This is a genomic window from Microbacterium sp. MAH-37, from assembly GCF_009758255.1.
Taxonomy (GTDB): Bacteria; Actinomycetota; Actinomycetes; order Actinomycetales; family Microbacteriaceae; genus Microbacterium.
Genome location: NZ_WSEN01000003.1, coordinates 41243 through 68088, shown reverse-complemented (window position 1 = coordinate 68088; position 26846 = coordinate 41243). Strand labels below are relative to the sequence as shown.

Sequence of the window (26846 nt, the reverse complement as noted above, 5' to 3'; positions counted from 1 at the left end):
TCGCTCCCCGCGACGATGTCCGCGCCGGAGAAGGAGACTGCTCCTTCTCCGGCCGGCGGGCGTCGTCAGAAGCTCTTCTCGATCGCCCGGACGCGGCCCTGGCTGCTGCTCGGGCCCGCACTGATCGTGCTCGGCGTGCTGCTGCTGTGGCCGCTCATCCAGGTCGTGCTGCTGTCGTTCCAGGACTACGGCCTCCGTGAGATCCGGCGGGGTACGACCAACTTCATCGGCTTCGACAACTACGTCGAGGCGCTCACCGACCCCCAGCTCTGGGCGGTCGTCGTGCCGAACACCGTCGGCTTCGCCATCATCTCGGTGTTCACCACCGTCGCCTTCGGCACGCTCGTCGCGCTGCTGCTTGCGCGGCTCAACATGGCCTGGCGCACCATCGTCGGCAGCGCGATCATGATCGCCTGGGCGATGCCCGCCGTCACCGGCACCTACGTCTGGACCTGGATCTTCGACGCCGACCGCGGCGTGTTCAACGCTGCACTCCAGTCGATGGGTCTGATCGACGGCCCGGTCAACTGGTTCACCAACCGCTGGGCCTTCTACGCGATCGTGCTGCTGAACGTCGTGCACCACGGCTTCCCGTTCGTCGCGATCACCGTGCTCGCCGGCCTCCTCGGAGTGCCGAAGGAGATGCTGGAGGCAGCCGAGATCGACGGTGCCGGCGCGTGGCGACGGTTCTGGAAGATCGTGTTCCCGACCCTGCGCCCGGTCTTCTCGGTCGTCATCATCCTGTCCACGATCTGGGACTTCAAGGTGTTCACCCAGGTGTTCCTGATGCCGGGAGGCGCGGGGTCGAACAGATCCGTGCTCAACCTCGGTGTGTGGTCGTACGTGGAGTCGTTCGGCCAGAACAGATACGGATTCGGATCGGCGCTGGCCGTGCTGCTCACGCTCGTGCTGCTGGTGATCACCGTGGTCTACATCCGCACCCTGCTCAAGGAGGACCAGCTGTGAGGAAGTCGTCGCCCCTGGGCCGGTTCGGCATCGTCGTAGCGGTGATCGGCCTTCTGCTGTTCACCCTGTTCCCGGTGTACTGGATGATCATGAGCTCCTTCGACAAGAAGGCCTCGAGCGGTGGCGGCAACCTGCTGCCCCGCGAGTTCACCTGGGACAACTTCGCCTACGTGCTCACTGACGGTGGCTTCGACGTGTTCCTGCGCAACTCCGCCATCGTCGCGATCGTCACGGTGCTCGCCAGCGCCCTGCTCGCGCTGCTCGCCGCGGTCGCGGTCACCCGCTTCCGCTTCAAGTTCCGCACCTCGATGCTGCTGATGATCCTGGTCGTGCAGATGGTGCCGCTTGAGGCGCTCGTCATCCCGCTGTTCATCCAGATCAAGAACCTCGGCCTGCTGAACACGCTCATCGGACTGATGATCGTCTACGTCGCGCTGTCGCTGCCGTTCGGTATCTGGATGCTGCGCGGATTCGTCGCCGCCGTCCCTGTCGAGCTCGAGGAGGCCGCGTACATCGACGGCGCCTCCTGGTGGCGGATGTTCCGCTCGGTGCTCTTCCCGCTGGTGATGCCCGGACTGGTCGCCACCAGCGTGTTCTCGTTCATCACCGCGTGGAACGAGTTCATCTTCGCAATGACGCTGCTCGGCGGCGAGGTCGGACAGTACACTGTGTCGATCGGGCTCCGTCAGTTCTTCGGTGAGCACTCCAACGAATGGGGTTACATCATGGCGGCCTCGACGCTGATCACCCTTCCGGTGATGGTGTTCTTCGTGATCGTTCAGCGTCGACTCAGCGACGGTCTCGTCGCCGGCGCTGTGAAGGGATGACCGTGGTCGATGACCTGACACGCCTGGCCAACGGGGTCGTGTGGCCCGGGTTCCTTGGTGACACCGTTCCGCGCTGGCTCGAGCGCGAGCTCGTCGACGGCCTCGCCGGAGTGGTGTACTTCGCGCAGAACCTGGACGGCGACACCGCGGCGCTGAGCGCGAGGATCCACGAGATCGCGCCCGGCGCGCTGATCGGCATCGACGAGGAGGGCGGCAGCGTCACCCGGCTGGAATCCGCGACGGGTTCGACGGTCCCCGGTGCGGAACAGCTCGGCTTCGTCGACGACCTGACGGCCACCAGGGCGACGGGGGCCGAGATCGGACGCCGTTGCGCCGCGATCGGTGCCGATGTCGTGCTCGGCCCGGTCGCCGACGTGAACACCGACCCGCGCAATCCGGTGATCGGCACCAGGGCGTTCAGCGGCGACACCGAGGTGGTCTCCCGCCACACGGCTGCCGAGGTCGCCGGCATCCAGTCGACCGGTCTCGCGGCGTGTGCGAAGCACTACCCGGGTCACGGCGACACCCACGTCGACTCGCACCACGACCTGCCGCGGATCGAGCTGACCGCGGAGCAGATCGAGGCCGACCATCTGCCGCCGTTCCGCGCCGCGACCGAGGCCGGCGTGCAGGCGATCATGACCGCTCACATCGTTGTGCCGGCGTGGGGCGAGGAACCTGCGACGCTCAACCCGCGGGTGCTGGGCGGGCTGCGGGACGCCGGATTCGACGGCGTGATCATCACCGACGCCCTCGACATGGCCGCCATCCGCGAGACCGTCGGCCTCGGCGGCGGTGCCGTCCGCGCCCTCGCAGCAGGAGCCGACCTGCTGTGCGTGGGCAACCCGACCAACCCCGGCGCCGCGATGCTGCCCGACCAGGACGAGCGCGACTTCCATGCGGTGCGTGACGCCATCGTCGCGGCGCTCCGCTCCGGCGAACTGTCCCGTGAGCGCGTGGAGGAGGCCGCAGGCCGCGTCGCGCGGATGTCCGCTGCCGTGACCGCGCGCGCGGCCGTGCAGCCGGCCGACTTCGACGCGGCATCCGTCGTACGGCGGGCAGTGACCGTCGTCGGCGACCTGGTGCCGCTCGCGGATGCGCCCACCACAGTGATCGACGTCCGCCGGAGGTCGTCCCTGGCGGTCGACAGCGCGGCAGGGCACGTCGCCACCGCGCTCGCGGCCGAAGGCGAGATCGTCCGCCTGGACGCAGAGCAGGCGCAGGAGCCCCAGATCGTCGCTGCGGAGCAGCGTGCGGCCGCAGGCCGCAGCATCCTGCTCGTGGACCGGCTCGACGAGCAGTCGCCGCAGCGGGCGCTGGCACAGCGGATCCTCGGGGCCGATGAGGGAACGGTGATCGTCGACGTCGGCTTCGGCCCCGCCGTGATCGAGGGCGCGCCGACCGTGCAGGTCCGAAGCGCGAGCCTGATCGGGGCGCAGGTCGCACGCCAGACGCTGATCGGACAGTGACATGAGGGTGTGCGCGCTGCAGTCGGGGACTTCAGCCGACGGCATCGACGTGCTCGTGGTGGACGTGGAGGACGAGGGCGACGTACTCATTCTCCGGACTGTCGACTGGCGCACGGTGCCGTGGTCGCAGGACCTGCGGCGCAGCATCCTCGATGTGACGCACGGCGCGGCGATCGACGCCGCGGCCTGGTGCGCCCTGGACTGGCGGCTCGGCGAGGCCTTCGCCGATGCCGTGCGCGGTTTCGGCGACCTCGACCTCGTCGTCTCGCACGGACAGACCGTCTACCACTGGGTCGAGGACGGGCACGCCCGCGGCACCACCCAGCTGGGGGAGCCCGCTCCCATCGCCGAGGCGGCCGGAGCCCCGGTGCTCTCGCACCTGCGCCACGCGGACATCGCCGCCGGCGGGGAGGGAGCGCCGCTGATGGCGCTGTTCGACCGGCTCTGGCTCGGTCCGCTCGCAGCGGAGACCGGCGAGAGCATCGCGACCGTCAACATCGGCGGGATCGCCAACGTGCAGGTGGTGCATCCGGACGGCCGGGTGGACGCCTGGGACAGCGGGCCGGGCAACGCGCTGCTCGACGCTCTGGTGGAGCGCGCGACGGACGGCAGTGAGGCGTACGACCGTGACGGGGCGCTGGCCGCTGCGGGTACGGTGCTCCCGGAGCTGATGCGGGTGCTGCGTGCGCATCCCTACTTCGGCCTCCCCGCCCCGAAGACGACCGGCCGGCACGAGTTCCATCTCGGTCTGCTCGACGATGCGGTGCGATCGACGGGCGGGGCGGTCTCGGATGCCGATGCCGCGGCCACTCTGGTCGAGCTGACGGCCTGGAGCATCGCAGAGTCGCTGCGGGGCTCCGGCGCGACGAGGGCGATCGTCTCGGGCGGTGGCGTGCGCAATCCCGTGCTGATGAGCCGCGTCGCGGAGCTCGCGAGGCCGGTCCGGATCACCTCGAGCGCAGCGCACGGCGTGGATCCGGACAGCAGGGAGAACCTGATGTTCGCCGTGCTCGGAGTACTGTCGTGGCACGGCATCCCGGTCTCGCTCACGACCGCGCGATCGCGGATCGCCGGCCGATTCACTGCGGCCGCTGCGCCGCTCGCGCCGCCGCGGCCGCGGCAGGCGTTCGCCCGGCTGGAGGTACGAAGATGACCCATGACGACGACCTGCGAGCATCGCTGCGGACGCTCTCGACCGAGAGCGCGGATCCGGCCTACGCCGACCTCGACGTGCGCAGCACGGGTGAGCAGGTGGAGGTCATGCTCACGCAGGCCGCGCAGGCCGCAGCGGCGGTCGCAGGCAGCGCGGACGAGATCGCCGCAGCGGTGGACGGCATCGTCGCGCGGCGCGCCAGAGGTGGCCGCCTGATCTACATCGGCGCCGGCACAGCGGGCCGGATGGGCGTGCTCGACGCAAGCGAGATCCCGCCCACGTACGGCACCGCTCCTGAAGAGGTGGTCGGCCTGATCGCCGGGGGAGAGGTCGCCGTCCGCGGAGCCGTGGAGAACGCCGAGGACGACGACGTCGCTGGAGCCGAGGCCGTCGAGCGCATCGGACTCACCGCCGACGACGCGATCGTCGGCATCTCGGCATCCGGCCGCACCCCGTACGTGTCGGGTGCACTGGAGCGCGCGCAGCGGATCGGCGCGTTCACGATCAGCCTCGCCGGCAACACGGATGCCGCGATCTCGCGCGGTGTGGACGTGGCGATCGAGATCGACGCCGGCCCCGAGGCGGTGGCCGGGTCCACGCGGCTGAAGGCCGGAACCGTTCAGAAGCTCGTCCTCAACACGCTCTCGACTCTCGCGATGGTGCAGGAGGGCAAGGTCCTCGGCAACCTCATGGTCGACGTCCAGGCGACCAACGAGAAGCTGCGGGTGCGCGCCGAGCGCATCGTCATGCAGGCCACCGGATGCGATCAGGCCACGGCGGCGGATGCGCTCCGCCAGGCCGACGGTTCCGCGAAGGTCGCGATCCTCATCGCCTCCGGAGCGGATGCGGATGCCGCGGCCGAACTTCTCGCCGAGTCCCGCGGGCGCCTGCGCCCCGCGCTCGCCGCCCTGGACGCGCGCTCTGGAGGGATCGAACCCGCGTGACGGACCCGCTTGCCGCACTGCGCGTCGACCCGTCGGGTCTGAGCGCGGCAGAAGTGCGGCTGGTGCGGCGCATCTCCGCGGATCCGACGATCGTCGTCGACCTGGCCATCACCGACCTCGCCGTGCTCTGCGAGACCTCACCGGCGACGGTGGCGCGCTTCGCGCAGACCCTGGGGTTCACCGGCTACCGGCAGTTCCGCATGGAGCTGGCCCAGGCACTCAGCCGGGAACAGGCCGAACGGGAGAGGTTCGGCATCGACGACGAGGACATCCTCGCCGATGACGACGCCGGCAGCGTCGCGTCGAAGATCGCGTACCAGGAGATGCGGGCGATCGAGCAGACCGCGCACGGACTCGATCCGCTGGAGATCGACGCCGTGGCGGCGCTGATCGGCTCGGCCGGCCGGACCGACATCTTCGCCATGGGGGCGTCCGCGCTCGCCGCCGTCGATCTGCACCTCAAGCTGGTGCGCATCGGCCACACCGCCTGGCACGGTTCCGATGTGCACCTCGCCCTCGTGCAGGCAGCGCAGCGCGGCCCCGGTGACGTCGCGGTCGGGATCTCGCACAGCGGCAGCACGCGCGAGGCGATCGAGCCGCTCGCCATCGCACGGGCGGGAGGGGCGACCACCGTCGCGATCACCAACGCGGCGGACTCGCCGATCACCCAGCACGCGGACCATGTGCTGCTGACGAAGGCGAGGGAGTCGCCGTTCCGGATCGGCGCGATGGCGAGCCGCATCGCCCAGCTGGCCGTCATCGACATCCTGTTCACCCGCGTCGTGCAGGCGCGTGGAGATTCGGTGCGTAACGCGCTGCAGCGCACTCGCGAGGTCATCGAGACGCACAACGCGTCAGCGGACTGACCGGAGCCCTCAGCCCAGGTGATCCCTGGTGCTGGACATCACGCGGGTGGCGAGCCGGTTGGCGCGCGCCAGCGATCCCTCCAGCGACAGCCCGCTCACCAATCCCGCGAGGAAGCCGGCGGCGATGGCGTCCTCCGCGCCGATCGGCTCGATCATGCGGAAGCCGATCGGGGGCGCCTCCGCGCGGGTGTTCCCGTCGAAGGCCGTCGCGCCTGTGGGGTGGATGACCACGAGATGGCGCGGCTCAGGCAGCAGCGCGCGCAGCGCGCCGGCATCCGTCGCGCCGAACACGCTGAGGGCGTCGGCCTCCGACACGAAGACGACGTCGGCGCCGCGGGCGAGGCCGGTCAGCGCTGCGCGCCCGACGTCCTCCCTGCCGAGCCAGAGCGGTGGCCGCCAGTGGACGCTGAAGGACCGGATGCCGGACCCGCCGCGCGTCAGGAACAGCTCCTCCTGCGCGCGCAGCGCGGAAGCGGACAGCGCGGACGTGACACCGGTGGTGTGCACGACCCGGGCCTGTTCGATGAGGGCGAGCGCTGCGGGGGTCGCGAGCGTGTCGGGGGAGAGCAGGCTTCCGGCGGACGAGCTGCGGTAGTAGTGCATCCGATCGGCGATGCCGGAGGCCTCCGGTGAGATCTCCTTCACGTACAGGCCGGTGGGTGCGTGCGGATCGCGCTCGATCGCGGACGAGTCCACTCCGTAGCGGCCGAGCTCTGTGAGCAGGAAGTCGCCGAAGCCGTCGTCGCCGACGCGGCCGATCACTGCCGAGCGCACCCCGGCGGTCTGCAGGGCGATAGCGACGTTCAGTTCGGCTCCGCCGAGGGAGCGCGCGAACGTCTGGGCTTCGGCGAGCGGACGCGGCGGTTCGGGTGTGAACACCACCAGGCCCTCGCCCACGCTGACGACGATGACGTCGGATGCTTCGGGCACGTCTCAGACACTACGGCCAACGGGCCCGGCACAGCAATCGCGGTAGGCTGGATCATCATGAACGACGCTCCGATCGGCATCTTCGATTCCGGGGTCGGCGGACTCACCGTCGCGAGGGCCATCCGGGCCCAGCTGCCGCAGGAGTCGATGGTCTACATCGGCGACACCGCGCATTCGCCGTACGGTCCCAAGCCGATCGCCGACGTCCGTCGCTATGGCCTCGAGGTGCTCGACACTCTCGTCGAGCAGGGTGTCAAGATGCTCGTGATCGCCTGCAACACGGCATCGTCCGCCATGCTGCGCGACGCCAGGGAGCGGTACGACGTGCCCGTCGTCGAGGTGATCGGCCCCGCCGTGCGCCGTGCCGTCTCGACGACGCGCAACGGCCGGATCGGCGTGATCGGCACGGTCGGCACGATCGGGTCGCGCGCCTACCAGGACATGCTCGAGGTCAACGAGCGTCTTGAAGTGTTCGCCGCGGCCTGCCCGCGTTTCGTCGAGTTCGTCGAGGCAGGCATCACCGGCACACCGGAAGTGCTCGCCACCGCTGAGGAGTACCTGGCGCCGCTGCGCGAGGCCGGCGTCGACACCCTGGTGCTGGGATGCACCCACTACCCCTTCCTGCGCGGCGCCATCAGCTACGTCATGGGTGACGGCGTGAGCCTGGTCTCCAGCGACGACGAGACCGCGGCCGACGTCTACCGGCAGCTCGTCGCCGGCGACCTGCTGGCCTCTCCCGACGCCCAGCCGACGCACGTCTACGAGGCCACCGGCGATTCCGCCGACGACTTCACCGCGCTGGCGAACCGGCTGATGGGTCGCGAGGTCCGCGACGTGCAGCTCGTTCAGACCGGCGTGATCACGCTCCCGCATCTGTCCCTGGAAGGAAACAATGTCTGACATCACCCGCGCCGACGGCCGCACCGCCGATCAGCTCCGCGAGATCACCATCGAGCGCGGCTGGAGCGCACAGGCCGAGGGGTCGGCGCTGATCAGCTTCGGCGGCACGAAGGTGCTGTGCACGGCATCCTTCACCAACGGCGTGCCGCGTTGGCTCACCGGCAAGGGCAAGGGGTGGGTCACCGCCGAGTACGCGATGCTGCCCCGCGCGACCAACTCGCGCAACGACCGTGAGAGCGTGAAGGGCCGCATCGGCGGACGCACGCACGAGATCTCCCGTCTGATCGGCCGTGCGCTGCGTGCCGTGGTCGACACCAAGGCTCTGGGCGAGAACACCATCGTCATCGACTGCGACGTGCTGCAGGCCGATGGCGGCACGCGCACCGCGGCGATCACCGGCGCCTACGTCGCGCTGGCCGACGCGATCGAGTGGGGCCGCGAGAAGAAGTTCATCGGCAAGAACTCCACGCCGCTGCTCGACTCGGTCGCCGCGGTGTCGGTCGGCATCATCGACGGCGAGCCCATGCTGGATCTGGCATACGTCGAGGACGTGCGCGCCGAGACCGACATGAACATCGTCGTCACCGGCCGCGGCCTGTTCGTCGAGGTGCAGGGCACGGCTGAGGGCGCGCCGTTCGACAAGCGCGAACTCGACGCGCTGCTCGACCTGGGTGTAGCCGGCTGCGCCGAGCTGAAGGACCTGCAGCTGAAGGCGCTCGCGTGAAGGTCGTCCTCGCCACGCACAACCCGCACAAGATCGAGGAGTTCCGTGCGCTGGTCAGCAGCGTGCGGCCCGACATCGAGATCGTCGGCTACGACGGCCCCGAGCCGGTCGAGGACGGCGTCACGTTCGCCGAGAACGCGCTGATCAAGGCCCGCGCCGCGGCGGCGCACACCGGCCTTCCCACCGTCGCAGACGACTCCGGCATCTGCGTCGACGTGCTGGGCGGTTCGCCCGGCGTGTTCTCGGCATACTGGGCCGGGCAGAAGAAGGACGCGGCCGCCAACCTCGAGCTGCTGCTGGACCAGCTGCGCGACATCGCCGACCCGCACCGTGCGGCGCAGTTCCATGCGACGATCGCGCTGGTCGTCCCGGGCGGCGCGGAGCAGACCGTCGAGGGTGTGTGGCCCGGACGCCTCGCGCACGCGGCAGCCGGACCCGGCGGCTTCGGCTACGACCCGATCTTCATCCCGGACGGACAGGACGCCGGCGCCGAGCGCACCGTGGGCGAGTACACCGACGCGGAGAAGCAGGCCGATTCGCATCGCGCGCGGGCGTTCGCCGCGATCCTGCCGGTGCTCGAGAAGCTCTAGAGGCTACTGGGAATCATCCTCATTCCCGACTAGGCGAAAAGGCGCTTCACCAGGGAGTTCCCGGCCTACTCTGGAGGCATGCACGATCACGCGCCCACCGACCTCCGGTCGTCGAGCAATCGCCGACTGCTGACGATCTCGCTGTGCCTGACGGCGACGGTGATGGTCGTGCAGATCGTCGGAGCGATCCTCAGCGGCTCGCTCGCGCTGCTCGCCGACGCGGCGCACATGTTCACCGATTCATCGGCGCTGGTGATCGCGCTGATCGCGAGCGCCGTGGCCATGCGACCTGCCGACGACCGGCGCACCTTCGGTTATCAGCGCGCCGAGGTGTTCGGCGCGCTGATCAACGCCATCATCCTCATCGTGCTGATGGTCGTCGTGGCGGTGCAGGGCATCTCTCGGCTGATCGAGCCGGGAGAGGTCGAGGTCGCGGGTCCTCTGATGCTGACGGTCGCCGTGATCGGCATGGTCGCCAACGGCATCTCGATGTGGTTGCTCAGCTCCGCGCAGAAGCACAGCATCAACGTGCGCGGCGCCTACCTCGAGGTGATGGGCGATCTCATCGGATCGGTGATGGTGATCATCGCCGCGATCGTCATCGTGACGACCGGATGGATGCCGGCGGACGCGATCGCGTCCCTTGTGATCGCGGTCATGATCCTGCCTCGCGCGCTCTCGCTGCTGCGCGAGGTGTTCTCGGTGCTCGCCGAATCGGCGCCCAAAGGCACCCAGGTCAGTGAGATCCGTGAGCACCTGCGCGGCTACGAAGGCGTCGTCGACGTGCACGACGTGCATGTCTGGCAGCTCACCCGCAGTGCACCGGTGTTCACCGCGCACGTGCAGGTCGACCCCGTCGTGCTCACGAACGGCCGGGCAGCGACCCTGCTGGATGAATTCCACACCTGCCTGTCCGATCACTTCGACGTCGAGCACTCCACCTTCCAGCTCGAGCCGGCCGATCGCTCCGAGTGCGAGGCCGCACACGACTAGGTCTCCGTGCGATCACTGCGGGGTGTGGATCGAGACGACGGTAGGTTTGGGAAGTGGCAAGAAGCACAGCAGAGACCGTCCGTGGTTTCTTCCAGCACGTCCGCAGCGGTCGTTCCCCGGAACGTGCCGAGGAGTTCATGGCTCCGGTCGTCCTCGCGCATCAGATCCGAGCCGGTGCCACGCAGGTCATCGACCGCTCACCGGCCAACTACGCTGCGCACGTGCGAGAGATGATCGAGACGTTCGGGGCGTTCTCCCTCACGATGGACGAGATGCTCGTCGACGGTGACAAGGCGTACGTGCGATGGACTCAGCACGGCAGTCACCTCGGCGCGGTCGATGGGCACGCGCCGACAGGACGCCCGCTCGAGACGGTGGGAAGCGCGGTCTACCGCGTCGAGGACGGGATGATCGCGGAGTACTGGATCCAGCAGGATGCTGCCGGCCTCGCCGACCAGCTCGCGTCGCCTCGCTGATCAAGGGAGTGCCGGCTCATCTGCGTCGGCGTTCGCCCCCATGTGCCCATTCCTTGGACGGAACGACGCTCAGACGACTCAGCTCTCGAGACGGATCTCGGGCACGGACTTGTCCGGGCGCAGGCCGCGCCAGCGGGCGTGGCGCAGGATGCCGCCCGGCGTCCAGTTCGCGAACTCCACCTCTCCGACCAGCTCGGGCTGCACCCAGAGCGCGTCGGAGGCCTCCAGAGGCGGTACTTCGACCGGCGGCTCGTCGACACGCAGCGGCTGCAGCCGTGCGAGGACGTCGCGCAGCATCCGGTCGGTGAACCCGGTGCCCACCCTGCCGGCATAACGCAGACCGCCGCGCTCGTCGGGCACCGCGAGCAGCAGCGAGCCGAAGGTGCCTGCGCGGTCGCCGTTGCCGGGGCGGATGCCGATGATCGCGACCTCCTGGGTGCGGGTGAGCTTGAGCTTCAGCCACGCCGATGAGCGCGTCCCAGGCCGGTAGGACGAATCCGGATCCTTGGCCACCACGCCCTCCAAACCGAACTCGCTGCTTGCAGCGAGGGCGGCGTCGACGTCGTCGAACACCGGCGTGACCTGCACCGGTGCGTCGAGTCCCTCGGCGAGCTGCTCCAGCAGCTCTCGCCGCTCGCGCAGCGGAGCTCCGGTGAGATCGTGACCGTTGAGCCGCAGCAGATCGAACAGCAGGTAGACGACGGGGGTGCGCACCACCTCGCGTTCGATCTCGCGCGCCTTCGTGAGGTGCATCCGGTTCTGCAGGCGGCTGAAGCTCGGCCGGCCATCCCCGTCGAAGGCCACGATCTCGCCGTCGACCACGGCGTCGTCTGCGGGCAGGTGCGGCGCCCCGTCGGCGGTCAGTTCGGGGTACCGTGCGGTGACGTCGGTGCCGCTGCGCGCGTGCAGCAGCATTCGTCCTCCGGACCAGGTGCCCAGCGCGCGGATGCCATCCCACTTGATCTCGGCCCAGCCGCGAGAGCGGGCGAGGCCGGCCGTGCCGTTCTCGGCGAGCATCGGCCGCGGGGTGGCCGCCGCGGCATCCGCGTTCGATGGAGGCACGGGCGCGGAAACCGGATGCCGGTGGCCTCGGCCCTCCTTCATCCGATGCAGCAGCCACTGCGACTTCTCACCGCTGCCGGAGGTGCGGATCAGCGCGAGGCGGGCCGTGCCGAGCCGCCCGCCAGGGCGGCCGGTGAATGTGCCGATCACCTCGTCGTCGCGCCACTTCTCGAGGTCGACGGTGCCCGTGTCCCAGATCGTCATCCCGCCGGCGCCGTACTCACCGTGCGGGATGGTGCCCTCGAACTCGAGGTACTCGAGCGGATGCGGCTCGGTCATGACCGCGAGATGGTTGCGGGCGGGGGAGTCCGGCACACCCTTGGGCACGGCCCAGCTGATCAGCACGCCGTCGCGCTCGATGCGCAGGTCGTGATGCAGGCTGCTGGCGTGATGCTCCTGGATCACGAACCGTGTGGTGTGCCCACCGGCCGCCGCGGCGGACGGCATCGGCTCCGGCGTCTTCGACGCATCGCGCTTGGCGAGGTACGGCGCCAGCGCGGCGGGGACCGGGGCAAGAGCGGCGAAGGGGTCGATGCCGGCCTCCACCCGGGCGATCACCTCGTCGAACTCGAGCTGGGCGAGGTCCGGATCGTCGAGTTCCTCCCAGGTGCGCGGCGCCGCGACCCAGGGGCGTGCCCTGCCGCGCAGCGAGTACGGGGCGATCGTCGTCTTGGACGCGTTGTTCTGGCTCCAGTCGATGAACACCTTGCCGGGGCGGAGCGCCTTCGACATCACGCTGGTGGCGAGGTCGGGATGGTCGGCCTCGATCGACCGCGCGAGCTCCTTGGCGACCGCGGAGGTCTGCTCGCTGGTCTGCGCGCCGGTGCCGTCCTCTTCGACGGGCAGCGCGGCGTAGAGGTGGATTCCCTTGCTGCCGCTCGTCACCGGCACCGGGTCGAGACCCATGCCGGTGAGGATGACGCGCGCGATGCGGGCGATCTCGGCGCACTCGGCAAGCCCCGCGCCAGGCCCAGGATCGAGGTCGAGGACGAGTCGGTCCGGGCGGCCCCGTCCGCCGGAGGAGGTGAACCGCCACTGCGGCACGTGCAGCTCGAGGGCGGCGACCTGCGCCAGCCAGACCAGCGTCGGCACGTCGTCGGCGAGCGGATACTCCTTGGTGCCCTCGGAGTGCTCGATCGGCATCCGCCGGATCCACTCCGGGGCGCCCTGTTCCAGCTGCTTGGTGAAGAAGGACGACTCCGGGGCATCCGCCGTTCCGACGCCCTCGACCCAGCGCTTGCGCGTCACGGGTCGTCCGCGCAGATGCGGCAGCATCACCGGCGCGACGCGGGTGACGTAGTCGATGATCTCGCCCTTGGTCGTGCCGGTGGACGGGTAGACGACCTTGTCGAGATTGGTGATGCGCAGACGGCGGCCGTCGATCTGCACGACCTGCCCGCCCGAAGCCATGGGGAAAGGCTAGGGCACATCGATCGCTGCCGGTATGTCAAGGGGGCTGGCCCGCGCCCGTGCCGCTGGTGTGTACTGGTGCCATGAGGACGATCTGGAAGGGCGCCCTGACCTTCGGGCTGGTGAACGTGCCGGTGAAGGTGTATTCCGCCACCGAGGACCACGACGTGTCGCTGCACCAGGTGCACGACGAGGACGGCGGACGCATCCGCTACCAGCGCGTGTGCGAGGTGTGCGGGCAGGTGATCCCCTACGCGGACATCGACAAGGCGTACGTCGACGAGGACGGCACCACGGTCGTTCTCACCAAGGACGATCTGGCGGCCCTGCCCGCGGAGAAGAGCCGCGAGATCGACGTGCTGGAGTTCGTGCCCACCGAGCAGGTCGATCTGCTCACGCTCGACAAGGCCTACTACCTGGAGCCGGACTCGAAGTCTCCGAAGGCGTACGTGCTGCTGCGCAAGACGCTGGAGCAGACCGATCGCACGGCGATCGTGCGGTTCACGCTGCGACAGAAGACGCGGCTCGCCGCGCTCCGGGTGCGGGGAGATGTACTGGTGCTCCAGACGCTGCTGTGGGCCGATGAGGTGCGCGAGGCCGCGTTCGCATCGCTCGACGAGGACGTGAAGATCAGCAAGAAGGAGCTGGAGCTCTCGTCGTCGCTGGTGGACAGCTACTCGAGCGACTTCGATCCGGAGGAGTACGTCGACGAGTACCAGCGCGAGCTGCGTACCCTCATCGACGCGAAGATCGAGGCCGGCGAAGGCTTCGACGTCTCGGAGACCTTCGCCGAGGAAGGCGCGGAGGAGGGCGGAGAGGTCATCGACCTGATGGCGGCGCTGCGCGCGAGCGTCGAGAAGTCGAAGGCCGCGCGCAAGAGGGATGCCGGCTGACCGGCATCCCTCTTGCTCAGCGGGTGACGACGCTCAGTGCTTGCCGTCGCCGTCGAAGTCGGGCGCGCGGTCGAAGACCTCCGGGTCAAGAGCCAGGGCCGAGGTCTCGGGAGCGACGACACCGGCAGCGGCATCCTCCGCGGCCTCGCGGCGCACCTTGCGGCGCTCGGAGAGATAGTGCCAGACCGTGATCAGCGCGGTGCCGAGCACAGCCGCGATCAGGATCAGATCGATGTACTCCTGCACGAAGTGGCTCAGCCACGGGATGTAGGCGATCAGATAGCCGAACATCGTCAGCCCGAAGCCCCAGAGCACCGCACCGATGAAGTTGTACAGCGAGTAGCGCTTCCACGGCATGTGGCCGACGCCCGCCGCGACAGGGGCGAACGTACGCACCATCGGCACGAAGCGCGCGAGCACGATGGTCAGCCCGCCGAATCGCTCGAAGAACGCGTTCGTGCGTTCGACGTTCTTCATGCTGAAAAGGCCCGATTCCTTGCGTTCGAAGACAGCGGGGCCGCCCTTGTGGCCGATGTAGTAGCCCACCTCGCCGCCGATGAACGCGGCGAGGGCGATCAGCAGCGCGACCGCCCAGATGTTCACGCCGAAGATGTCACTGGTGTGGGTGAGCAGTCCCGAGATCACCAGCAGCGTGTCGCCGGGCAGCAGGAAGCCCACCAGCAGACCGGTCTCGGCGAAGACGATGAAGCATACGACGAGGAGCGCCCAGGGCCCCGCTCCGGCGATGATCGTCTCAGGGTCGAGCCAGGGAATGAGTCCGGCGTGGTGCAAAAGAGGCTCCCGTCGAATGGCTGTGAAGCGGGCATGCGGGAACGACCGAAGAACGGCACCCCTGCCCGCGTTCCAGCATAGGGGCGCGAGGTGTTGTGCTGGCTGTGACTCTGCCTGACGTGCTGCGAGCGCTCAGTAGACTGAGGACACCGCGCGGGAGTGGTGAAATCGGTAGACACGCAGGATTTAGGTTCCTGTGCCTTCGGGCGTGTGGGTTCAAGTCCCACCTTCCGCACAGTGGGCGCGGGGCGGAGCCTCGCGCCCAGTGGGTGGAAGTCAGGCCCCTTGGACAACCGGGCCCCACCGGCGCGGAGGCTCCGCGCGACGCGCAGCGGCGCGTGGAGTGCGCCGGAGGGACTCAAGTCCCACCTTCCGCACTCGAGTTCGGGTCCCCTGTGGATAACTTTCGAGGCCGTTTCGCGATTTCTGACACGATGCCCTCGTGAGTCATCCGTCCGTGGTCGTCGCCGAGCGCGTCAGACGGCGCCTGCGCCTGGAGAACACCGATCCGTCCACGGCGCCCGAAGAGGCGCGGCGAATCGCGCAGGCAGAGGTGCGGCGGCACAACGACCTTGCGCTCGCCCGAGGCGAGGTGTTCATCGACGATGAGCTGGCCCTGGTGCGTGACGTGCTGGCATCCGTATCTGGTTTCGGCCCGCTGCAGCCGCTGCTCGATGATCCCGAGATCGAGGAGATCGTGATCAACGCGCCGGATCGGATCTTCGTGATCCGCCACGGCGAGAAGATCCGGCTCGACCTGCGCCTCACCGACGTGATCGTCCGCGATCTCGTGGAGCGGATGCTGCACGCGACGGGCCGCCGGGTCGACATCAGTCAGCCCTTCGTGGACGCCTCGCTTCCCGACGGCTCCCGACTGCACGTCGCGATCGCCGATGTCGTCCGGGGTTCTTGGGCGGTCAACATTCGCAAGTTCCTTCCGCTGCACCGCACACTCGACTCCCTCGTCGCCGCAGGCTCGATGCCGCCCGACGTCGGCCGGATGCTGCGATCGGCTGTCGCCGAAGGGCGGAGCTTCATCGTGTCCGGCGCCACGCATGCGGGCAAGACGACCCTGCTCGGAGCGTTGCTGGCCTCCTGCGCCCACGAGCAGCGCATCATCACGGTCGAGGAGACCTTCGAACTCGCCGTCGAAGGGCCTGACGTCGTCGCTCTCCAGGGCCGGCAGGCGAGCCTCGAGGGCAGCGGCGAGATCACCCTGCGCCGACTGGTCAAGGAGGCGCTGCGCATGCGCCCGGAGCGGCTGGTCGTCGGTGAAGTGCGTGACGCCGAGGCGCTCGACCTCGTGCTCGCACTGAACACCGGAGTTCCCGCGGCCGGAACCATCCACGCGAACTCGGCGTCCGAGGCGCTAGACAAGCTCTGCCTGCTGCCGCTGCTTGCCGGTCGGAACATCGACCGCGCATTCATCGCGCCTGCGCTCGCCTCATCCGTGTCGCTCGTCGTGCACGTCGTCCGCGACGCGGGCGGGCGACGCCGGGTGGCCGAGGTCCTGGCGCCGACCGGGGAAGTCTCCGGAGGACGCATCCTCACCCGTCTCGTCTACCGGGCGGAGGGCGCCGTATGACGCTGCTGCTCGGTGCGATGCTCGCCGCTGGACTCGTGCTCGTCGCATCCCCCTGGCTGTGGCCCGCAGGGGCACGCGCCGCGCGACCGGCGCGAGAAGGCGCCCTTTCGCGGCTGCTCGGTGAATCCGGCTATGGACGCACCGCGCCCCGCGCACTGATCGCGGTGATGATCGCCGCGGGGCTGGGCGCGGCAGCCATCGCGTGGCTGCTCACCTCCCTCCCCGTGCTCGGGGTCCTCGCCGGTCTCGTAGGCGCGGCCGCTCCGGTGCTGTACCTGCGCGGAAGGCGGCTTCGACTGCGCAAGGCCCGACGCCAGCTCTGGCCGGACGTGTGCGATCTGCTCGTCGCCGCGATCCGCGTCGGACTGTCCCTGCCCGACGCCGTGGCCTCACTCGCCGACACCGCACCTCAGGCGGTGCGACCGGCCTTCGCCGTGTTCGCCCGCGATCTGCGGGCGACCGGCCGTTTCGAGACCAGCCTCGACCGGTTGAAGGACACCCTGGCCGACCCCATCGCCGACCGCATCGTCGAGACGCTCCGCATGGCGCGCCAAGTGGGCGGCACCGAGCTGACCGGTGTGCTGCGCGCGCTCTCCTCATCGGTGCGTGCTGATGCCGCTCTGCGTGGCGAAGTGGAGGCCAGACAGTCCTGGATCCGGGGCGCCGCGGTGCTCGGCAGCGTCGCCCCGTGGGTGATCCTCGCGCTGCTGGCGATGCGTCCGGAGGGCGCGAGGGCGTACTCGACGCCCGAGGGCGTGATGGTGATCTGCTTGGGCGCGATCGTGTCCGTGGTCGCCTACCGGATCATGCTCCGAATCGGACGGCTGCCCGAACCCGGACGGTGGTTCGGATGAGCGGGGTGACCGATGCCGCGATCGCAGTCCTCCTCGGCGGGGCGCTCGCCGCAGGGCTGATCTCGGTCCTGTTCGCGCTCCCGCGCTGGCGTGCACTGCCGCTCGACCGCCGCATCGCGCCGTATGTGCGCGACGTCGTTCCCGACGAACTGATGCCGGCGGGGGTGCTGCCCAGCTCTGGACTGCTCCCGGTGAGCGGTCGTGGACTGCGTCCTCGACTGCAGGCCGGACTCGAGCGGATGCTGGGCGGCGGCGAGGTTCTGCGACAGCGGCTGTCCCAGGCGGGCAGCGACCAGGAGCCGGCGACCTTCCGCGCGCGTCAGCTGGGCTGGGCTCTCGCCGGTCTCGTGGCCGGTGCGGCCGTCGTCGTCGCGCTGGCGATGTCCGGGCGGCTGAGCGTGCCGACGGCGCTGCTGCCGATCATCGGCGCGGCCGTCGCCGCGGTCGGCTACGACGCGCAGCTGACGGCTCGGGCGAAGGCGCGTCGCGCGCGGCTGGTCGACGAGCTGCCGACGATGCTGGAGTTCCTCGCCCTGTGCCTGTCGGCGGGGGAGTCGCTGCCCGACGCGCTGAAGCGGGTCTCCTCGATCGGCACGGGCGAGCTGACCACCGAGTTGCGCAGGGTGGTGCTGTCGGTGAACACCGGCTCGCCGCTCGCCGACGCCCTCACTGAGATGGCGAGCCGGTTGCAGCTGCCAGCACTGAGTCGCGCCGTGGATCAGCTGGTCGCGGCGCTGGAGCACGGCGCGCCGCTGGCAGGAGTGCTGCAGGCGCAGGCGGGCGATGCCCGCGAAGAGGCGAAGCGGGTGCTCATCGAACAGGCAGGGCGCAAGGAGATCCTCATGCTTCTCCCGCTTGTCTTCCTGATCCTGCCCTTGAGCGTTCTGTTCGCCATCTACCCGGGGATGTTCATTCTGCGGCTCGGCCTCGGCTGAGTCAAGATCGGAGGAGACACATGAAGACCATCAGACGCTGGTTCCGCGACGCGCAGGAGCTCGCCGCAGACGAACGCGGCGATGTGCCGGGCTGGGTGCTCGTGACCTTGATGACAGCAGGGTTGGTCGTGCTGATCTGGGCCGTCGCCGGCCCGGCACTGACCGACCTGTTCAAGCAGGCGATGTCCAGCGTGTCCGGCATCGGCTGAGCGCAGATGCCGAGACGGGAGTGGATGCCGGCGGACGAACGCGGGTCGAGTCCCGTGGAGTTCGTCCTCGTCGGTGCGCTGCTCACCGCACTGACTCTCGCCGTCCTGCAGCTCGGGTTCGCCGTGTACGTCCGCAACGTCGTGCACGACGCGGCGGTGGAGGGGGCCCATTACGCGGCGCTGGCCGACACATCACTCAGCGAGGGCGCCGCGCGCACCGAACAGGTCATCACCAGGGCCGTCGGTACGGACTTCGCGGAGGATGTCGCGGTCGGCGAGAGCGGATCCCTCGGGCATCCGACCGTCGTCGTGCGGGTGCGCGCGACCCTGCCGGTGGTCGGCCTGATCGGCATCCCGTACGCGATGGAGGTGGAAGCGCATGCGCCGGTGGAGACCCTGGGCGAAGGATGAGGAGGGCTCGGCCGCGTTGGAGTTCATCGCCGCGGGCGTCCTGCTCCTCGTCCCGCTCGTCTACCTCGTGATCGCTCTGGGCGCTGTGCAGGAGCAGACCCTCGGCGCCGAGGCCGCAGCCCGGCACACCGCCCGCGCCATCAGCCAGGCGGCCGACCAGGGAGCAGCGAACGCGCGCGCTGAGGCCGTGCTCGCCAGCGTGCGGGACGAGTACGGGATGAGCGACGTCGATGTCGCGCTGAGCTGCGTCCCGGCGGGCGGCGCGTGTCCCCGGGCGGGAGCGACCGTCGTCGTGACCGTGTCCACGCGGGTGACCCTGCCGTTCATGCCGCCCGTGGCAGGGCTGGACCAGCTCACGGCGATCCCGATCGAGGCCTCCGCCGCGCAGAAGACCTCACGGCTGTGGGGTGCCGGATGACGATCCTGACCAGGCTCCGTGCCGCCGCGCTCGAGGACGAGGACGGCAGCATCCTGCCGCTCATCCTCGGCTACGTGCTGCTCGCGATCGCCGTCATCGTCGTCTGCGTGTGCGCGACCGACATGTACATCGCGCAGAAGCGCCTGGACGCACTCGCCGATGCCGCCGCGCTCGCCGGGTCGGACGGCTTCAGCCTGAACGTCGAGGGCGACGGGGTCCGTGCGGAGCTCGCCGACGATCTGATCCTCGAGCAGGCTGAGGCGATCGTGTCAGCGACGGCTCCGGAGGCCACGCTCGTGTCGGCCTCGAGTCCCGACGGAGTCTCCGCCAGGGTGACGGTCGCCGCGGCGTGGCATCCGCCGCTGTTCTCGCCGTTCGTCCCCGACGGCGTGCCGCTGCGCGCCACCGCCACCAGTCGCACGGCCCTGCAGTGAACCAGCCCGGGACTACTCGGTCATCCGCGGCACGTACCGGGGGATCCAGCGCAGGAACCCGGCGGCGCCGAGCAGCCCGACCGCGCCCATCACCGCCACAGCGAGGGGGAGGGCGGTCGCCGCGGTGATCGCCGACACCAGCAGCGGCGCCGCTGCGGCGCCGGCGTTGGTCAGCGTGCGCCAGGAGCCGAGGAACGCCGCCGGCTCGGCCTGCGGCGCGGTGTCGGCGCCGAGGGTCATCAGGATGCCGCTGGAGAGGCCGTTGCCCAGGCCCAGCACCCCGCCGAGGACGACGAACCAGACCGTCGCGGAGTCGAGGTCATGCGTGAAGGAGAGTGCCAGGAAGCCGAGCCCCATCAGGATGGTCGCAGGCAGCGCTGCCCACAGCCGGCCGAAGCGGTCCATGACCTGCCCGCTCGCATAGAACAGGGCGAAGTCGATCGCGCCGGAGACTCCCACCACGATCGCGATCGTCTGCGCATCCAGACCCAGCGAGACGCCCCACAGCGGCAGCACCACCTGCCGTGTCGAGCGCACCGCTGAGAGCGCGGCCGCCGCCACCCCGAGACGCCCCAGGACGGCGCGGTTGTTCCACATCGTGCGGATGACGCCGGTGCCCGGCGCCGTGCGCGGGCCCGGACCGTCAGCCGCCGACGGCGTCGCCGCGGCGAACTCCTTCTCAGGATCCGGACCGAACGCCACCAGCACGACGGTCGCTCCCACGCACACCAGGAAGAACCAGATCGCTGAATACGGCGTGCCGAACAGCCCGAGCAGCGCGGCAGCGACGAACGGGCCGATGAACACCCCGAGCCGGTTGCTGCCGCCGAGTAGTGACAGCGCCCTGGCGCGGAACGCGATCGGCACCCGCGTGGTCATGAACGCGTGCCTCGCCAGCCCGAACGCCGCGGCGCAGAAGCCCATCAGGAACACCGACGCCGTGAAGCCCCACAGCTCCGACGAGAGCAGCATCATGCCGGCGGAGCCCATCGACACGAGGCCCGCGATGATCATCGTCCAGCGCTCGCCGAGCCGGGCGACCGCCCAGCCGGCGGGCAGGTTCCCGCACAGCTCGCCGACGACGAGAGCGGATGCCACCAGAGCGGCCAGCGCGACGTCGGCGCCCAGCCGCGAGGCGATGATCGGGATCAGCGGGATGATCGCCCCGTCTCCGATGGAGAACAGGACCGTGGGTGCGTACACCATCGGCCCGAACTGTCTCAGGACCGATCCCGCACTCGTGCTCACCCCTCTCACGGTACTGGCATCGGGAGATCGAACCGCGCGGCGGTAGGCTGGTGGGACCATGCTCGAACTCGATCTCTCCGCCGACATCCAGGCCCTGCGACTCACCTTCGGCGACATCCGCGAGGTCGTCGACGTCTCCCGACTGCGCGACGAGATCGCGCGACTCAGTGAAGAGGCCGGCGCGCCCGACCTCTGGGACGACACGGAGCGCGCCCAGAAGGTCACCAGCGCGCTCAGCCACCGCCAGTCCGAACTCGCGCGCATCGAAGGAATCGCCCAGCGCCTCGACGACCTCGAGGTGCTCGTCGACCTCGCCAACGAGATGGGTGACGAGGACTCCGCGCAGGAGGCCCGCAACGAGCTCGCCGTGCTGACCGACACCATCAACCAGCTCGAGGTGCAGACGTTGCTCGACGGCGAGTACGACGAGCGTGCCGCGATCGTGACGATCCGCTCCGGCGCCGGCGGCGACGACGCCACCGACTTCGCCGAGATGCTCATGCGCATGTACCTGCGCTGGGCTGAGCGTCACAAGTACCCCGTCAAGGTGATGGACACCTCCTACGCCGAGGGCGCCGGCATCAAGTCCGCCACCTTCGAGATCGACGCGCCCTACGCGTTCGGCACCATCTCGGTCGAGGCCGGCACGCACCGCCTCGCGCGGATCAGCCCGTTCGGCTCCGCCGACAAGCGCCAGACCTCCTTCGCCGCGGTCGAGGTCATCCCGCTCATGGAGGAGGCCACCGAGGTCGACATCCCCGAGGCCGACATCCGCGTCGACGTGTTCCGCTCGTCCGGCCCCGGCGGCCAGTCGGTCAACACCACCGACTCGGCCGTGCGCCTCACGCACCTCCCCACCGGCATCGTCGTGTCGATGCAGAACGAGAAGTCGCAGATCCAGAACCGCGCCGCCGCCATGCGCGTGCTGCAGACCCGCCTGCTGCTGCTGCAGAAGGAGCAGGAGGCGGCGAAGAAGAAGGAGCTCGCCGGCAACATCACCGCGAGCTGGGGCGACCAGATGCGCTCCTACTTCCTCTACGGCCAGCAGCTGGTCAAGGACCTGCGCACCGGCTACGAGTCCGGCAACCCGGCGAATGTCTTCGACGGCGACCTGGACGGCTTCATCTCGGCCGGCATCCGGTGGCGCAAGCGCCGCGACGAGGACGACTGATCGGGATCAGCGGGCCGCGCCGCGCAGGCTCCCCGTGACGACGTCGCCCACAGGGTCGTAGACGATGCACTGCACGCTGCGATCATCGCCGAACTCCCAGGTGTCCTCGTTCGGCCAGAACCCGTAGAAGTCCAGCTCGGACTCTTCGTAGGGTGTTCCGACGAACTCCGTGAACGCCTCCTCGCAGGCCCTCATGGCCTCGACCTCGGTCGCCTTGTCGCCGGGGAAGTCGTCCTGCGTCATCGCGTACTCGTGGAAGACCTCCTCCGAGTGCTCAGTGGCGCACGGCAGGATGACCAGCTCGCCGGTGTCCTCATAGAGCGGCTGGTCGGTGGGCAGGCAGTCGCCGACCTGCAGCTCCCACCAGTCGATGGTCTCCGATCCGGGCGGTGCTGTCGCCGCCGGTGGCTCCGCGGACTCGCTGGGGAGAGGCCACGTGCTGGTGGGGTCGTCCGCGAGGCGGTCGAAGGAGCTGCTCACGAACGACACGAACAGCACGACGAAGGCGATCATCACGCCGACGGCCGAGACGATGAGTCCGGTCACTCCCGGCCACCGGGCGCCGGGACGCACCAGCGCGATGATCGACAGCACGATGGCGGCGAGGAGGACCAGCAGGCCGACGCCCACGACGGGCGGGATGCAGGCGAGCACGAGACCTGCGATCGACAGCCCGAACCCGACCCAGCCGGGGACGGACGGACGCCGGGCCGCCGCCTCCGCCGGCACGGAGCCGTAGGCGACGGGCAGTTGCGCACCCGGATATCCGGATGTCGCCGGGCCGGTGCTCGAAAGAGACCACTGCCGACCAGCCGCCGCGTCATCCGCGACGTAGGGCGGTTCGAAGACGGGGACCGGGGCAGCCTCGACCGGAGCGTAATGCTCGGTCCACTGTGCTCCGTCCCACCAGCGCTGGCGACCGGAACCGTCGTCGTACCAGCCTGCGGGGATGCTCATGGCTCATCTTCGCACGACGGAGGCGCTCCGGGATACGACGAAGGGCCCGGCGAGCCGGGCCCTTCGTGATCGGTCTCGATCGGTGCGGCGGATCAGCGCAGGGCGCAGGTCGGCGCCGCGTCCATCAGCTCCTGGCTGAAGGCGGCGAGAGCCTCCGCGTCGGTGAGCGCGGGCTCGCCGGAGGCGATCACCTGCAGCACGTCGTCGGAGATGTCGGAAGCCACGAACTCCTCGCCGAAGCACTGCATCTGGGATTCGGTGAAGGTGTCGGTGGTGCCCGTCGCGGTGATGATCGTCTCGATGCCGCTCGTGACCTCCTCGGCGGTCGGGCGGCCCGTGCTCGACGACGAGTCGGCGCTGTCGTCGGTGGTGTCATCGGTGCTCTCGGACTGGGTGTCAGAGCTGCTGCCGTCCGACGAGCCCTCGTAGGTGTTCGCACGGTTGATGGCGAACACGAGGAGTCCCGTGATGATGGCCGCGACGATCAGGCCGACGATCGACACCGCAAGGCCGACGATGCCGGGCCACTTGGCGCCCTTCATGAACAGCGCGATGATCGAGAGCACGAGGCCAACGAACGGCAGGAACGGGCCCACGAACGGGATCCAGCAGAGCAGCAGGCCGAGGATCGCGATGCCGAAGGCGATCCACGCGAGCACGGAGACCTTCTTCTTCTCCGGCCCGCCGGGGACGCCGCCGACCGGGTACGCGCTCGGCGTGTAGGCGCCGGGATACGCTGCTCCCGTGGCCTGGCCGGTCAGCGGGTAGCCGTCCGATGCGAAACCGGGACCCTGGTGCCCGGCGGGCTCCGGGATGCCCGCTGCGGCCAGCTCGGCCGAGAGGGTCTGCTCGGGCGAGCTCGCCGAAGTCGGCGCGCCGCCCTCGAACTGCTCGGGGGCGAACTGATCGGTCCACTGCGCGCCGTCCCACCAGCGCTGCCGGCCGGAGCCGTCGTCGTACCAACCTGCGGGAATGCTCATGATGCTCCTCGTCGCGCCGTCATCGCCGGCGCCGATCCTCCGTGTCGGGCGGAATCGCCCCGTGTACGTGTATATCAGCCGTGACGGACGGCGGCCATGGGCATCGCTCCCCATCGCGCGGCGGTCCGTGCGCGGGGGAGTGTCGCTGAGAGCCTGCGCGCCCCGCCCGCTTAGGCTCGAAAGGCCATGATCCGATTCGAGAACGTCACCAAACGGTACCGCGGCACCAAGCGTCCCGCCCTGGACGAGGTCGACTTCGAGGTGGAGCGGGGCGAGTTCGTCTTCCTCGTGGGAGCCTCGGGGTCGGGCAAGTCCACGTGCCTCCGTCTCATCCTGCGCGAAGACGTGCCCACCACAGGCCGCGTCGCCGTGCTGGGCCGCGACCTGCGCTCGCTCGCCAACCGCAAGGTGCCTTACTTCCGGCGCAACATCGGCTCGGTGTTCCAGGACTTCCGCCTGCTGCCGTCGAAGACCGTCTATCAGAACGTCGCGTTCTCGTTGCAGGTGATCGGGTCGTCGCGCGGATTCATCCAGCAGGCCGTCCCCGAGGCGCTCGCGCTGGTGGGGCTGGAGGGCAAGGAGAAGCGGATGCCGCATGAGCTCTCCGGCGGAGAGCAGCAGCGCGTCGCGATCGCCCGGGCCCTGGTCAACCGCCCGCAGGTCCTGCTCGCCGATGAGCCGACCGGAAACCTCGACCCCGCGACCTCCGTCGGCATCATGCAGCTGCTCGCCCGGGTCAACGCCGGCGGCACGACGGTGCTGATGGCGACGCACGAGGCGGGCTTCGTCGACCAGATGCAGCGCCGCGTCATCGAGCTGCAGGACGGCGTGATGGTCCGCGACGAGAGCAGCGGCGGCTACGGCGACACCTCGAACATCCCACGGCTCACGCCGGAGGCGCTGCGCGGGGCTGCCGCGACGGCCGCGCTCACCGCGGTGCAGGAGGTACAGCGGCAGACCGAGGCGGTGCCGGTGATCGTGCGGGATGCGGCGGAGAGCGAGCCCGTGCCGCTCACGGCGCCCGCTCAGAAGCCGGACGCTGAGGAGGCGCCGCCTGCGGCCCCCGAACCGACTGCTCCTGCACTCCCGCCGGACGGGCAGAGCCCTCGCACGCATCCGATCGTCCTGCCCGACGTCGACGTCGCCGAGCTCGGCGTGGCCGGCCGCCTCGGGCTGAGCGATGACGATGACGAGGAAGTGGGACCCACGTCGTGAACTTCGGACTCATCCTGAAAGAGGCGCTCGGCGGGCTCCGCCGCAACCTGTCGATGGTGATCTCGGTCATCCTCGTCACCTTCGTGTCACTGACCTTCGTCGGCGCCGCGATGCTGATGCAGACCCAGATCAGCACGATGAAGGCCTTCTGGGGCGAACGTGCCGAGGTCACCGTCTACCTGTGCTCGCCGCTGTCGACCACGGAGGGCTGTTCCACCGGCGCTGCCACGCAGGACCAGATCGACGCCGTCAAGGCGCAGCTCGGAGGCGAGGCGCTGAAGCCGCTGATCAGCGACCTGCGGTTCGAGACGAAGGAAGAGGCCTTCAAGGACTTCGTCGATCAGTTCGGTCAGGAGCAGGCGGACGTCTACGGCGTCGATGCGATGTCCGAGTCCTTCCGGGTCACTCTCAAGGACCCCAGCAAGTCCGACGTCATCACCGAGGCCGTGGGCGGCATGCCGGGTGTCGATGAGGTCAACGACCAGCGCAAGCTGCTCGATCCGCTGTTCTCGGCGCTGACCGTCGCGACCTACATCGCCGTCGGCATCGCCGTGCTGATGCTCATCGCGGCCGTGCTGCTGATCGCCACCACGATCCGGCTGTCCGCCTATGCACGGCGCAAGGAGATCGGCATCATGCGCCTCGTCGGTGCGTCCAACCGGGCCATCCAGACGCCGTTCGTGCTCGAGGGGGTGTTCTCGGCGTTCATCGGATCGGTGCTGGCGGGCGTCGCCGTGCTGGCCGGAGTGAAGTTCGGCGTCGAGGGCTATCTCGCTGAGCGGGTGCCGTTCATGCGCCCGCTGGTGGGCATGCAGGATGCGATCTTCGTGGTGCCCGTGCTGATCGGCATCGGCGTGCTGCTGGCCGCCCTGTCGGCGGGGTTCGCGATCCGGCGCTGGCTGCGCACCTGACCGTGTAGGCTGAAGGGCTGTCTGTCGTCAGGAGAAGAACATGCCCAGGGAACGCGGTGAGAAGGTCATCGCGACCAACCGTCGCGCACGCCACGACTACAACCTCGAGAAGTCGTATGAGGCGGGCCTCGTGCTCACCGGCACCGAGGTGAAGTCGCTGCGCCAGGGTCGCGCGAACCTCAGCGACGGCTATGCGTTCATCAAGGGCGGCGAGGCCTACCTCGACGCCGTGCACATCCCGGAGTACTCGCAGGGGCACTGGACGAACCATGCGTCCAAGCGCATCCGCAAGCTGCTGCTGCATCGCGAGGAGATCGCCAAGCTCGAGCACGCCGTGTCGGCGGGCGGCTACACGCTCATCCCGCTGCGGCTGTACTTCTCGGACGGGCGCGCCAAGGTCGAGATCGCCCTGGCCAAGGGCAAGCGCGAGTTCGACAAGCGGCAGACCCTGCGGGAGCGTCAGGACAACCGCGAGGCCGAGCGCGCGATGCGCATGCGCAACCGCATGGGGGAGTGAGCAGAG

Annotated in this window: 29 protein-coding genes and 1 tRNA gene; 24 read left to right on the top strand and 6 right to left on the bottom strand. The window is 69.5% G+C overall.

The window, feature by feature from the left end; translation table 11 throughout:
• Nucleotides 1-15 precede the first annotated feature (15 nt).
• The 6 genes from GON06_RS02705 to GON06_RS02680 are packed head-to-tail and all read left to right on the top strand — an operon-like array spanning nt 16 to nt 6225.
• Nucleotides 16-966, top strand: coding sequence for a carbohydrate ABC transporter permease (locus GON06_RS02705; protein ID WP_157310902.1), 951 nt, complete (start codon nt 16-18; stop codon nt 964-966).
• A complete protein-coding gene (locus GON06_RS02700) occupies nt 963-1793 on the top strand; it encodes a carbohydrate ABC transporter permease (protein ID WP_332837103.1) in 831 nt (276 codons plus the stop codon). Before GON06_RS02705 ends, GON06_RS02700 begins: the two co-directional genes overlap by 4 nt.
• Nucleotides 1790-3262, top strand: coding sequence for a glycoside hydrolase family 3 protein (locus GON06_RS02695; RefSeq protein WP_157310761.1), 1473 nt, complete (start codon nt 1790-1792; stop codon nt 3260-3262). The genes GON06_RS02700 and GON06_RS02695 overlap by 4 nt, the downstream gene beginning before the upstream one ends.
• A gap of 1 nt (nt 3263) precedes the next feature.
• Nucleotides 3264-4415, top strand: coding sequence for an anhydro-N-acetylmuramic acid kinase (locus GON06_RS02690; protein WP_157310760.1), 1152 nt, complete (start codon nt 3264-3266; stop codon nt 4413-4415).
• Nucleotides 4412-5359: an N-acetylmuramic acid 6-phosphate etherase gene (murQ, locus tag GON06_RS02685; RefSeq protein WP_157310759.1), complete on the top strand. Its 948-nt coding sequence runs from the start codon at nt 4412-4414 to the stop codon at nt 5357-5359. The genes GON06_RS02690 and murQ overlap by 4 nt, the downstream gene beginning before the upstream one ends.
• Nucleotides 5356-6225 carry a MurR/RpiR family transcriptional regulator gene (locus GON06_RS02680; RefSeq protein ID WP_332837102.1) on the top strand — a complete coding sequence of 290 codons (870 nt, stop codon included), beginning with the start codon at nt 5356-5358 and terminating at the stop codon, nt 6223-6225. Before murQ ends, GON06_RS02680 begins: the two co-directional genes overlap by 4 nt.
• A 9-nt stretch (nt 6226-6234) precedes the next feature.
• On the opposite strand, the gene GON06_RS02675 is transcribed toward GON06_RS02680, so the two are convergent.
• Complete coding sequence (locus GON06_RS02675; protein WP_332837101.1) at nt 6235-7155, bottom strand: sugar kinase; 921 nt, start codon at nt 7153-7155, stop codon at nt 6235-6237.
• Between the two features lie 57 nt (nt 7156-7212).
• Here GON06_RS02675 and murI point away from each other — a divergent pair, with 57 nt between their 5' ends.
• The 5 genes from murI to GON06_RS02650 all read left to right on the top strand — a co-directional run bounded on the left by murI (nt 7213) and on the right by GON06_RS02650 (nt 10838).
• Nucleotides 7213-8055 carry a glutamate racemase gene (murI, locus tag GON06_RS02670; protein WP_116243293.1) on the top strand — a complete coding sequence of 281 codons (843 nt, stop codon included), beginning with the start codon at nt 7213-7215 and terminating at the stop codon, nt 8053-8055.
• Nucleotides 8048-8779: a ribonuclease PH gene (gene rph / locus GON06_RS02665; protein ID WP_157310758.1), complete on the top strand. Its 732-nt coding sequence runs from the start codon at nt 8048-8050 to the stop codon at nt 8777-8779. The genes murI and rph overlap by 8 nt, the downstream gene beginning before the upstream one ends.
• A complete protein-coding gene (gene rdgB / locus GON06_RS02660) occupies nt 8776-9369 on the top strand; it encodes an RdgB/HAM1 family non-canonical purine NTP pyrophosphatase (protein WP_332837100.1) in 594 nt (197 codons plus the stop codon). The genes rph and rdgB overlap by 4 nt, the downstream gene beginning before the upstream one ends.
• 78 nt (nt 9370-9447) lie before the next feature.
• Entirely contained in the window at nt 9448-10362 is a 915-nt protein-coding gene (locus GON06_RS02655) for a cation diffusion facilitator family transporter (RefSeq protein WP_157310757.1), read from the top strand.
• A 53-nt stretch (nt 10363-10415) separates the two neighbouring features.
• Nucleotides 10416-10838, top strand: coding sequence for an ester cyclase (locus GON06_RS02650; RefSeq protein ID WP_198346583.1), 423 nt, complete (start codon nt 10416-10418; stop codon nt 10836-10838).
• A 78-nt stretch (nt 10839-10916) separates the two neighbouring features.
• On the opposite strand, the gene GON06_RS02645 is transcribed toward GON06_RS02650, so the two are convergent.
• Nucleotides 10917-13310, bottom strand: a complete 2394-nt coding sequence (locus GON06_RS02645; protein ID WP_157310756.1) for an ATP-dependent DNA ligase — start codon at nt 13308-13310, stop codon at nt 10917-10919.
• A gap of 83 nt (nt 13311-13393) precedes the next feature.
• Here GON06_RS02645 and ku point away from each other — a divergent pair, with 83 nt between their 5' ends.
• The gene (gene ku, locus GON06_RS02640; protein ID WP_157310755.1) at nt 13394-14203 is read left to right on the top strand and encodes a non-homologous end joining protein Ku; all 810 of its coding nucleotides are present in this window, start codon (nt 13394-13396) and stop codon (nt 14201-14203) included.
• A gap of 33 nt (nt 14204-14236) precedes the next feature.
• Here ku and GON06_RS02635 read toward each other — a convergent pair whose 3' ends face one another.
• Nucleotides 14237-14995, bottom strand: a complete 759-nt coding sequence (locus GON06_RS02635) for a DedA family protein (RefSeq protein ID WP_157310754.1) — start codon at nt 14993-14995, stop codon at nt 14237-14239.
• 153 nt (nt 14996-15148) lie between these two features.
• On the opposite strand from GON06_RS02635, the gene GON06_RS02630 reads away from it, so the two are divergent.
• The 8 genes from GON06_RS02630 to GON06_RS02595 all read left to right on the top strand — a co-directional run bounded on the left by GON06_RS02630 (nt 15149) and on the right by GON06_RS02595 (nt 19841).
• A tRNA-Leu gene (locus GON06_RS02630) sits at nt 15149-15230 on the top strand.
• A gap of 207 nt (nt 15231-15437) precedes the next feature.
• Nucleotides 15438-16580: a CpaF family protein gene (locus tag GON06_RS02625; protein WP_332837099.1), complete on the top strand. Its 1143-nt coding sequence runs from the start codon at nt 15438-15440 to the stop codon at nt 16578-16580.
• On the top strand, nt 16577-17434 hold the full coding sequence (locus GON06_RS02620) for a type II secretion system F family protein (RefSeq protein WP_157310753.1): 858 nt from the start codon (nt 16577-16579) through the stop codon (nt 17432-17434). Before GON06_RS02625 ends, GON06_RS02620 begins: the two co-directional genes overlap by 4 nt.
• On the top strand, nt 17431-18369 hold the full coding sequence (locus tag GON06_RS02615; protein ID WP_157310752.1) for a type II secretion system F family protein: 939 nt from the start codon (nt 17431-17433) through the stop codon (nt 18367-18369). Before GON06_RS02620 ends, GON06_RS02615 begins: the two co-directional genes overlap by 4 nt.
• 20 nt (nt 18370-18389) lie before the next feature.
• The gene (locus tag GON06_RS02610; protein WP_157310751.1) at nt 18390-18578 is read left to right on the top strand and encodes a hypothetical protein; all 189 of its coding nucleotides are present in this window, start codon (nt 18390-18392) and stop codon (nt 18576-18578) included.
• A gap of 24 nt (nt 18579-18602) precedes the next feature.
• Nucleotides 18603-18989, top strand: a complete 387-nt coding sequence (locus GON06_RS02605; RefSeq protein ID WP_157310750.1) for a TadE/TadG family type IV pilus assembly protein — start codon at nt 18603-18605, stop codon at nt 18987-18989.
• On the top strand, nt 18958-19407 hold the full coding sequence (locus GON06_RS02600) for a TadE family protein (RefSeq protein ID WP_157310749.1): 450 nt from the start codon (nt 18958-18960) through the stop codon (nt 19405-19407). The genes GON06_RS02605 and GON06_RS02600 overlap by 32 nt, the downstream gene beginning before the upstream one ends.
• A complete protein-coding gene (locus GON06_RS02595) occupies nt 19404-19841 on the top strand; it encodes a pilus assembly protein TadG-related protein (protein ID WP_157310748.1) in 438 nt (145 codons plus the stop codon). The genes GON06_RS02600 and GON06_RS02595 overlap by 4 nt, the downstream gene beginning before the upstream one ends.
• 12 nt (nt 19842-19853) lie before the next feature.
• Here GON06_RS02595 and GON06_RS02590 read toward each other — a convergent pair whose 3' ends face one another.
• The gene (locus GON06_RS02590) at nt 19854-21047 is read right to left on the bottom strand and encodes an MFS transporter (RefSeq protein ID WP_157310896.1); all 1194 of its coding nucleotides are present in this window, start codon (nt 21045-21047) and stop codon (nt 19854-19856) included.
• A 100-nt stretch (nt 21048-21147) separates the two neighbouring features.
• Between GON06_RS02590 and prfB the strand changes: the two genes are divergently transcribed.
• Nucleotides 21148-22260: a peptide chain release factor 2 gene (prfB, locus tag GON06_RS02585; protein WP_157310747.1), complete on the top strand. Its 1113-nt coding sequence runs from the start codon at nt 21148-21150 to the stop codon at nt 22258-22260.
• Between the two features lie 6 nt (nt 22261-22266).
• Here the strand turns inward: prfB and GON06_RS02580 are convergent, their stop codons facing one another.
• Nucleotides 22267-23217, bottom strand: coding sequence for a DUF2510 domain-containing protein (locus tag GON06_RS02580; protein WP_157310746.1), 951 nt, complete (start codon nt 23215-23217; stop codon nt 22267-22269).
• A gap of 92 nt (nt 23218-23309) precedes the next feature.
• Nucleotides 23310-24197 carry a DUF2510 domain-containing protein gene (locus GON06_RS02575; protein WP_157310745.1) on the bottom strand — a complete coding sequence of 296 codons (888 nt, stop codon included), beginning with the start codon at nt 24195-24197 and terminating at the stop codon, nt 23310-23312.
• A gap of 186 nt (nt 24198-24383) precedes the next feature.
• Between GON06_RS02575 and ftsE the strand changes: the two genes are divergently transcribed.
• From ftsE to smpB, 3 genes are read left to right on the top strand one after another with little or no spacing between them, the layout of a single operon-like run.
• Nucleotides 24384-25412: a cell division ATP-binding protein FtsE gene (gene ftsE / locus GON06_RS02570; protein ID WP_157310744.1), complete on the top strand. Its 1029-nt coding sequence runs from the start codon at nt 24384-24386 to the stop codon at nt 25410-25412.
• Entirely contained in the window at nt 25409-26323 is a 915-nt protein-coding gene (gene ftsX / locus GON06_RS02565) for a permease-like cell division protein FtsX (protein ID WP_332837098.1), read from the top strand. The genes ftsE and ftsX overlap by 4 nt, the downstream gene beginning before the upstream one ends.
• 40 nt (nt 26324-26363) lie before the next feature.
• A complete protein-coding gene (smpB, locus tag GON06_RS02560) occupies nt 26364-26840 on the top strand; it encodes an SsrA-binding protein SmpB (RefSeq protein ID WP_157310743.1) in 477 nt (158 codons plus the stop codon).
• Nucleotides 26841-26846: the final 6 nt, after the last annotated feature.

What these genes read in the sequence shown, in the direction of transcription:
- GON06_RS02705 (WP_157310902.1), top strand. Translation starts at nt 16, where the DNA reads ATGTCCGCGCCGGAGAAGGAGACTGCTCCTTCTCCGGCCGGCGGGCGT.
- GON06_RS02695 (WP_157310761.1), top strand. Translation starts at nt 1,790, where the DNA reads ATGACCGTGGTCGATGACCTGACACGCCTGGCCAACGGGGTCGTGTGG.
- GON06_RS02690 (WP_157310760.1), top strand. Translation starts at nt 3,264, where the DNA reads ATGAGGGTGTGCGCGCTGCAGTCGGGGACTTCAGCCGACGGCATCGAC.
- murQ (WP_157310759.1), top strand. Translation starts at nt 4,412, where the DNA reads ATGACCCATGACGACGACCTGCGAGCATCGCTGCGGACGCTCTCGACC.
- murI (WP_116243293.1), top strand. Translation starts at nt 7,213, where the DNA reads ATGAACGACGCTCCGATCGGCATCTTCGATTCCGGGGTCGGCGGACTC.
- rph (WP_157310758.1), top strand. Translation starts at nt 8,048, where the DNA reads ATGTCTGACATCACCCGCGCCGACGGCCGCACCGCCGATCAGCTCCGC.
- GON06_RS02655 (WP_157310757.1), top strand. Translation starts at nt 9,448, where the DNA reads ATGCACGATCACGCGCCCACCGACCTCCGGTCGTCGAGCAATCGCCGA.
- GON06_RS02645 (WP_157310756.1), bottom strand. Translation starts at nt 13,310, where the DNA reads ATGGCTTCGGGCGGGCAGGTCGTGCAGATCGACGGCCGCCGTCTGCGC.
- ku (WP_157310755.1), top strand. Translation starts at nt 13,394, where the DNA reads ATGAGGACGATCTGGAAGGGCGCCCTGACCTTCGGGCTGGTGAACGTG.
- GON06_RS02620 (WP_157310753.1), top strand. Translation starts at nt 16,577, where the DNA reads ATGACGCTGCTGCTCGGTGCGATGCTCGCCGCTGGACTCGTGCTCGTC.
- GON06_RS02615 (WP_157310752.1), top strand. Translation starts at nt 17,431, where the DNA reads ATGAGCGGGGTGACCGATGCCGCGATCGCAGTCCTCCTCGGCGGGGCG.
- GON06_RS02610 (WP_157310751.1), top strand. Translation starts at nt 18,390, where the DNA reads ATGAAGACCATCAGACGCTGGTTCCGCGACGCGCAGGAGCTCGCCGCA.
- GON06_RS02605 (WP_157310750.1), top strand. Translation starts at nt 18,603, where the DNA reads ATGCCGGCGGACGAACGCGGGTCGAGTCCCGTGGAGTTCGTCCTCGTC.
- GON06_RS02600 (WP_157310749.1), top strand. Translation starts at nt 18,958, where the DNA reads ATGCGCCGGTGGAGACCCTGGGCGAAGGATGAGGAGGGCTCGGCCGCG.
- GON06_RS02595 (WP_157310748.1), top strand. Translation starts at nt 19,404, where the DNA reads ATGACGATCCTGACCAGGCTCCGTGCCGCCGCGCTCGAGGACGAGGAC.
- GON06_RS02590 (WP_157310896.1), bottom strand. Translation starts at nt 21,047, where the DNA reads ATGGTGTACGCACCCACGGTCCTGTTCTCCATCGGAGACGGGGCGATC.
- prfB (WP_157310747.1), top strand. Translation starts at nt 21,148, where the DNA reads ATGCTCGAACTCGATCTCTCCGCCGACATCCAGGCCCTGCGACTCACC.
- GON06_RS02580 (WP_157310746.1), bottom strand. Translation starts at nt 23,217, where the DNA reads ATGAGCATCCCCGCAGGCTGGTACGACGACGGTTCCGGTCGCCAGCGC.
- GON06_RS02575 (WP_157310745.1), bottom strand. Translation starts at nt 24,197, where the DNA reads ATGAGCATTCCCGCAGGTTGGTACGACGACGGCTCCGGCCGGCAGCGC.
- ftsE (WP_157310744.1), top strand. Translation starts at nt 24,384, where the DNA reads ATGATCCGATTCGAGAACGTCACCAAACGGTACCGCGGCACCAAGCGT.
- smpB (WP_157310743.1), top strand. Translation starts at nt 26,364, where the DNA reads ATGCCCAGGGAACGCGGTGAGAAGGTCATCGCGACCAACCGTCGCGCA.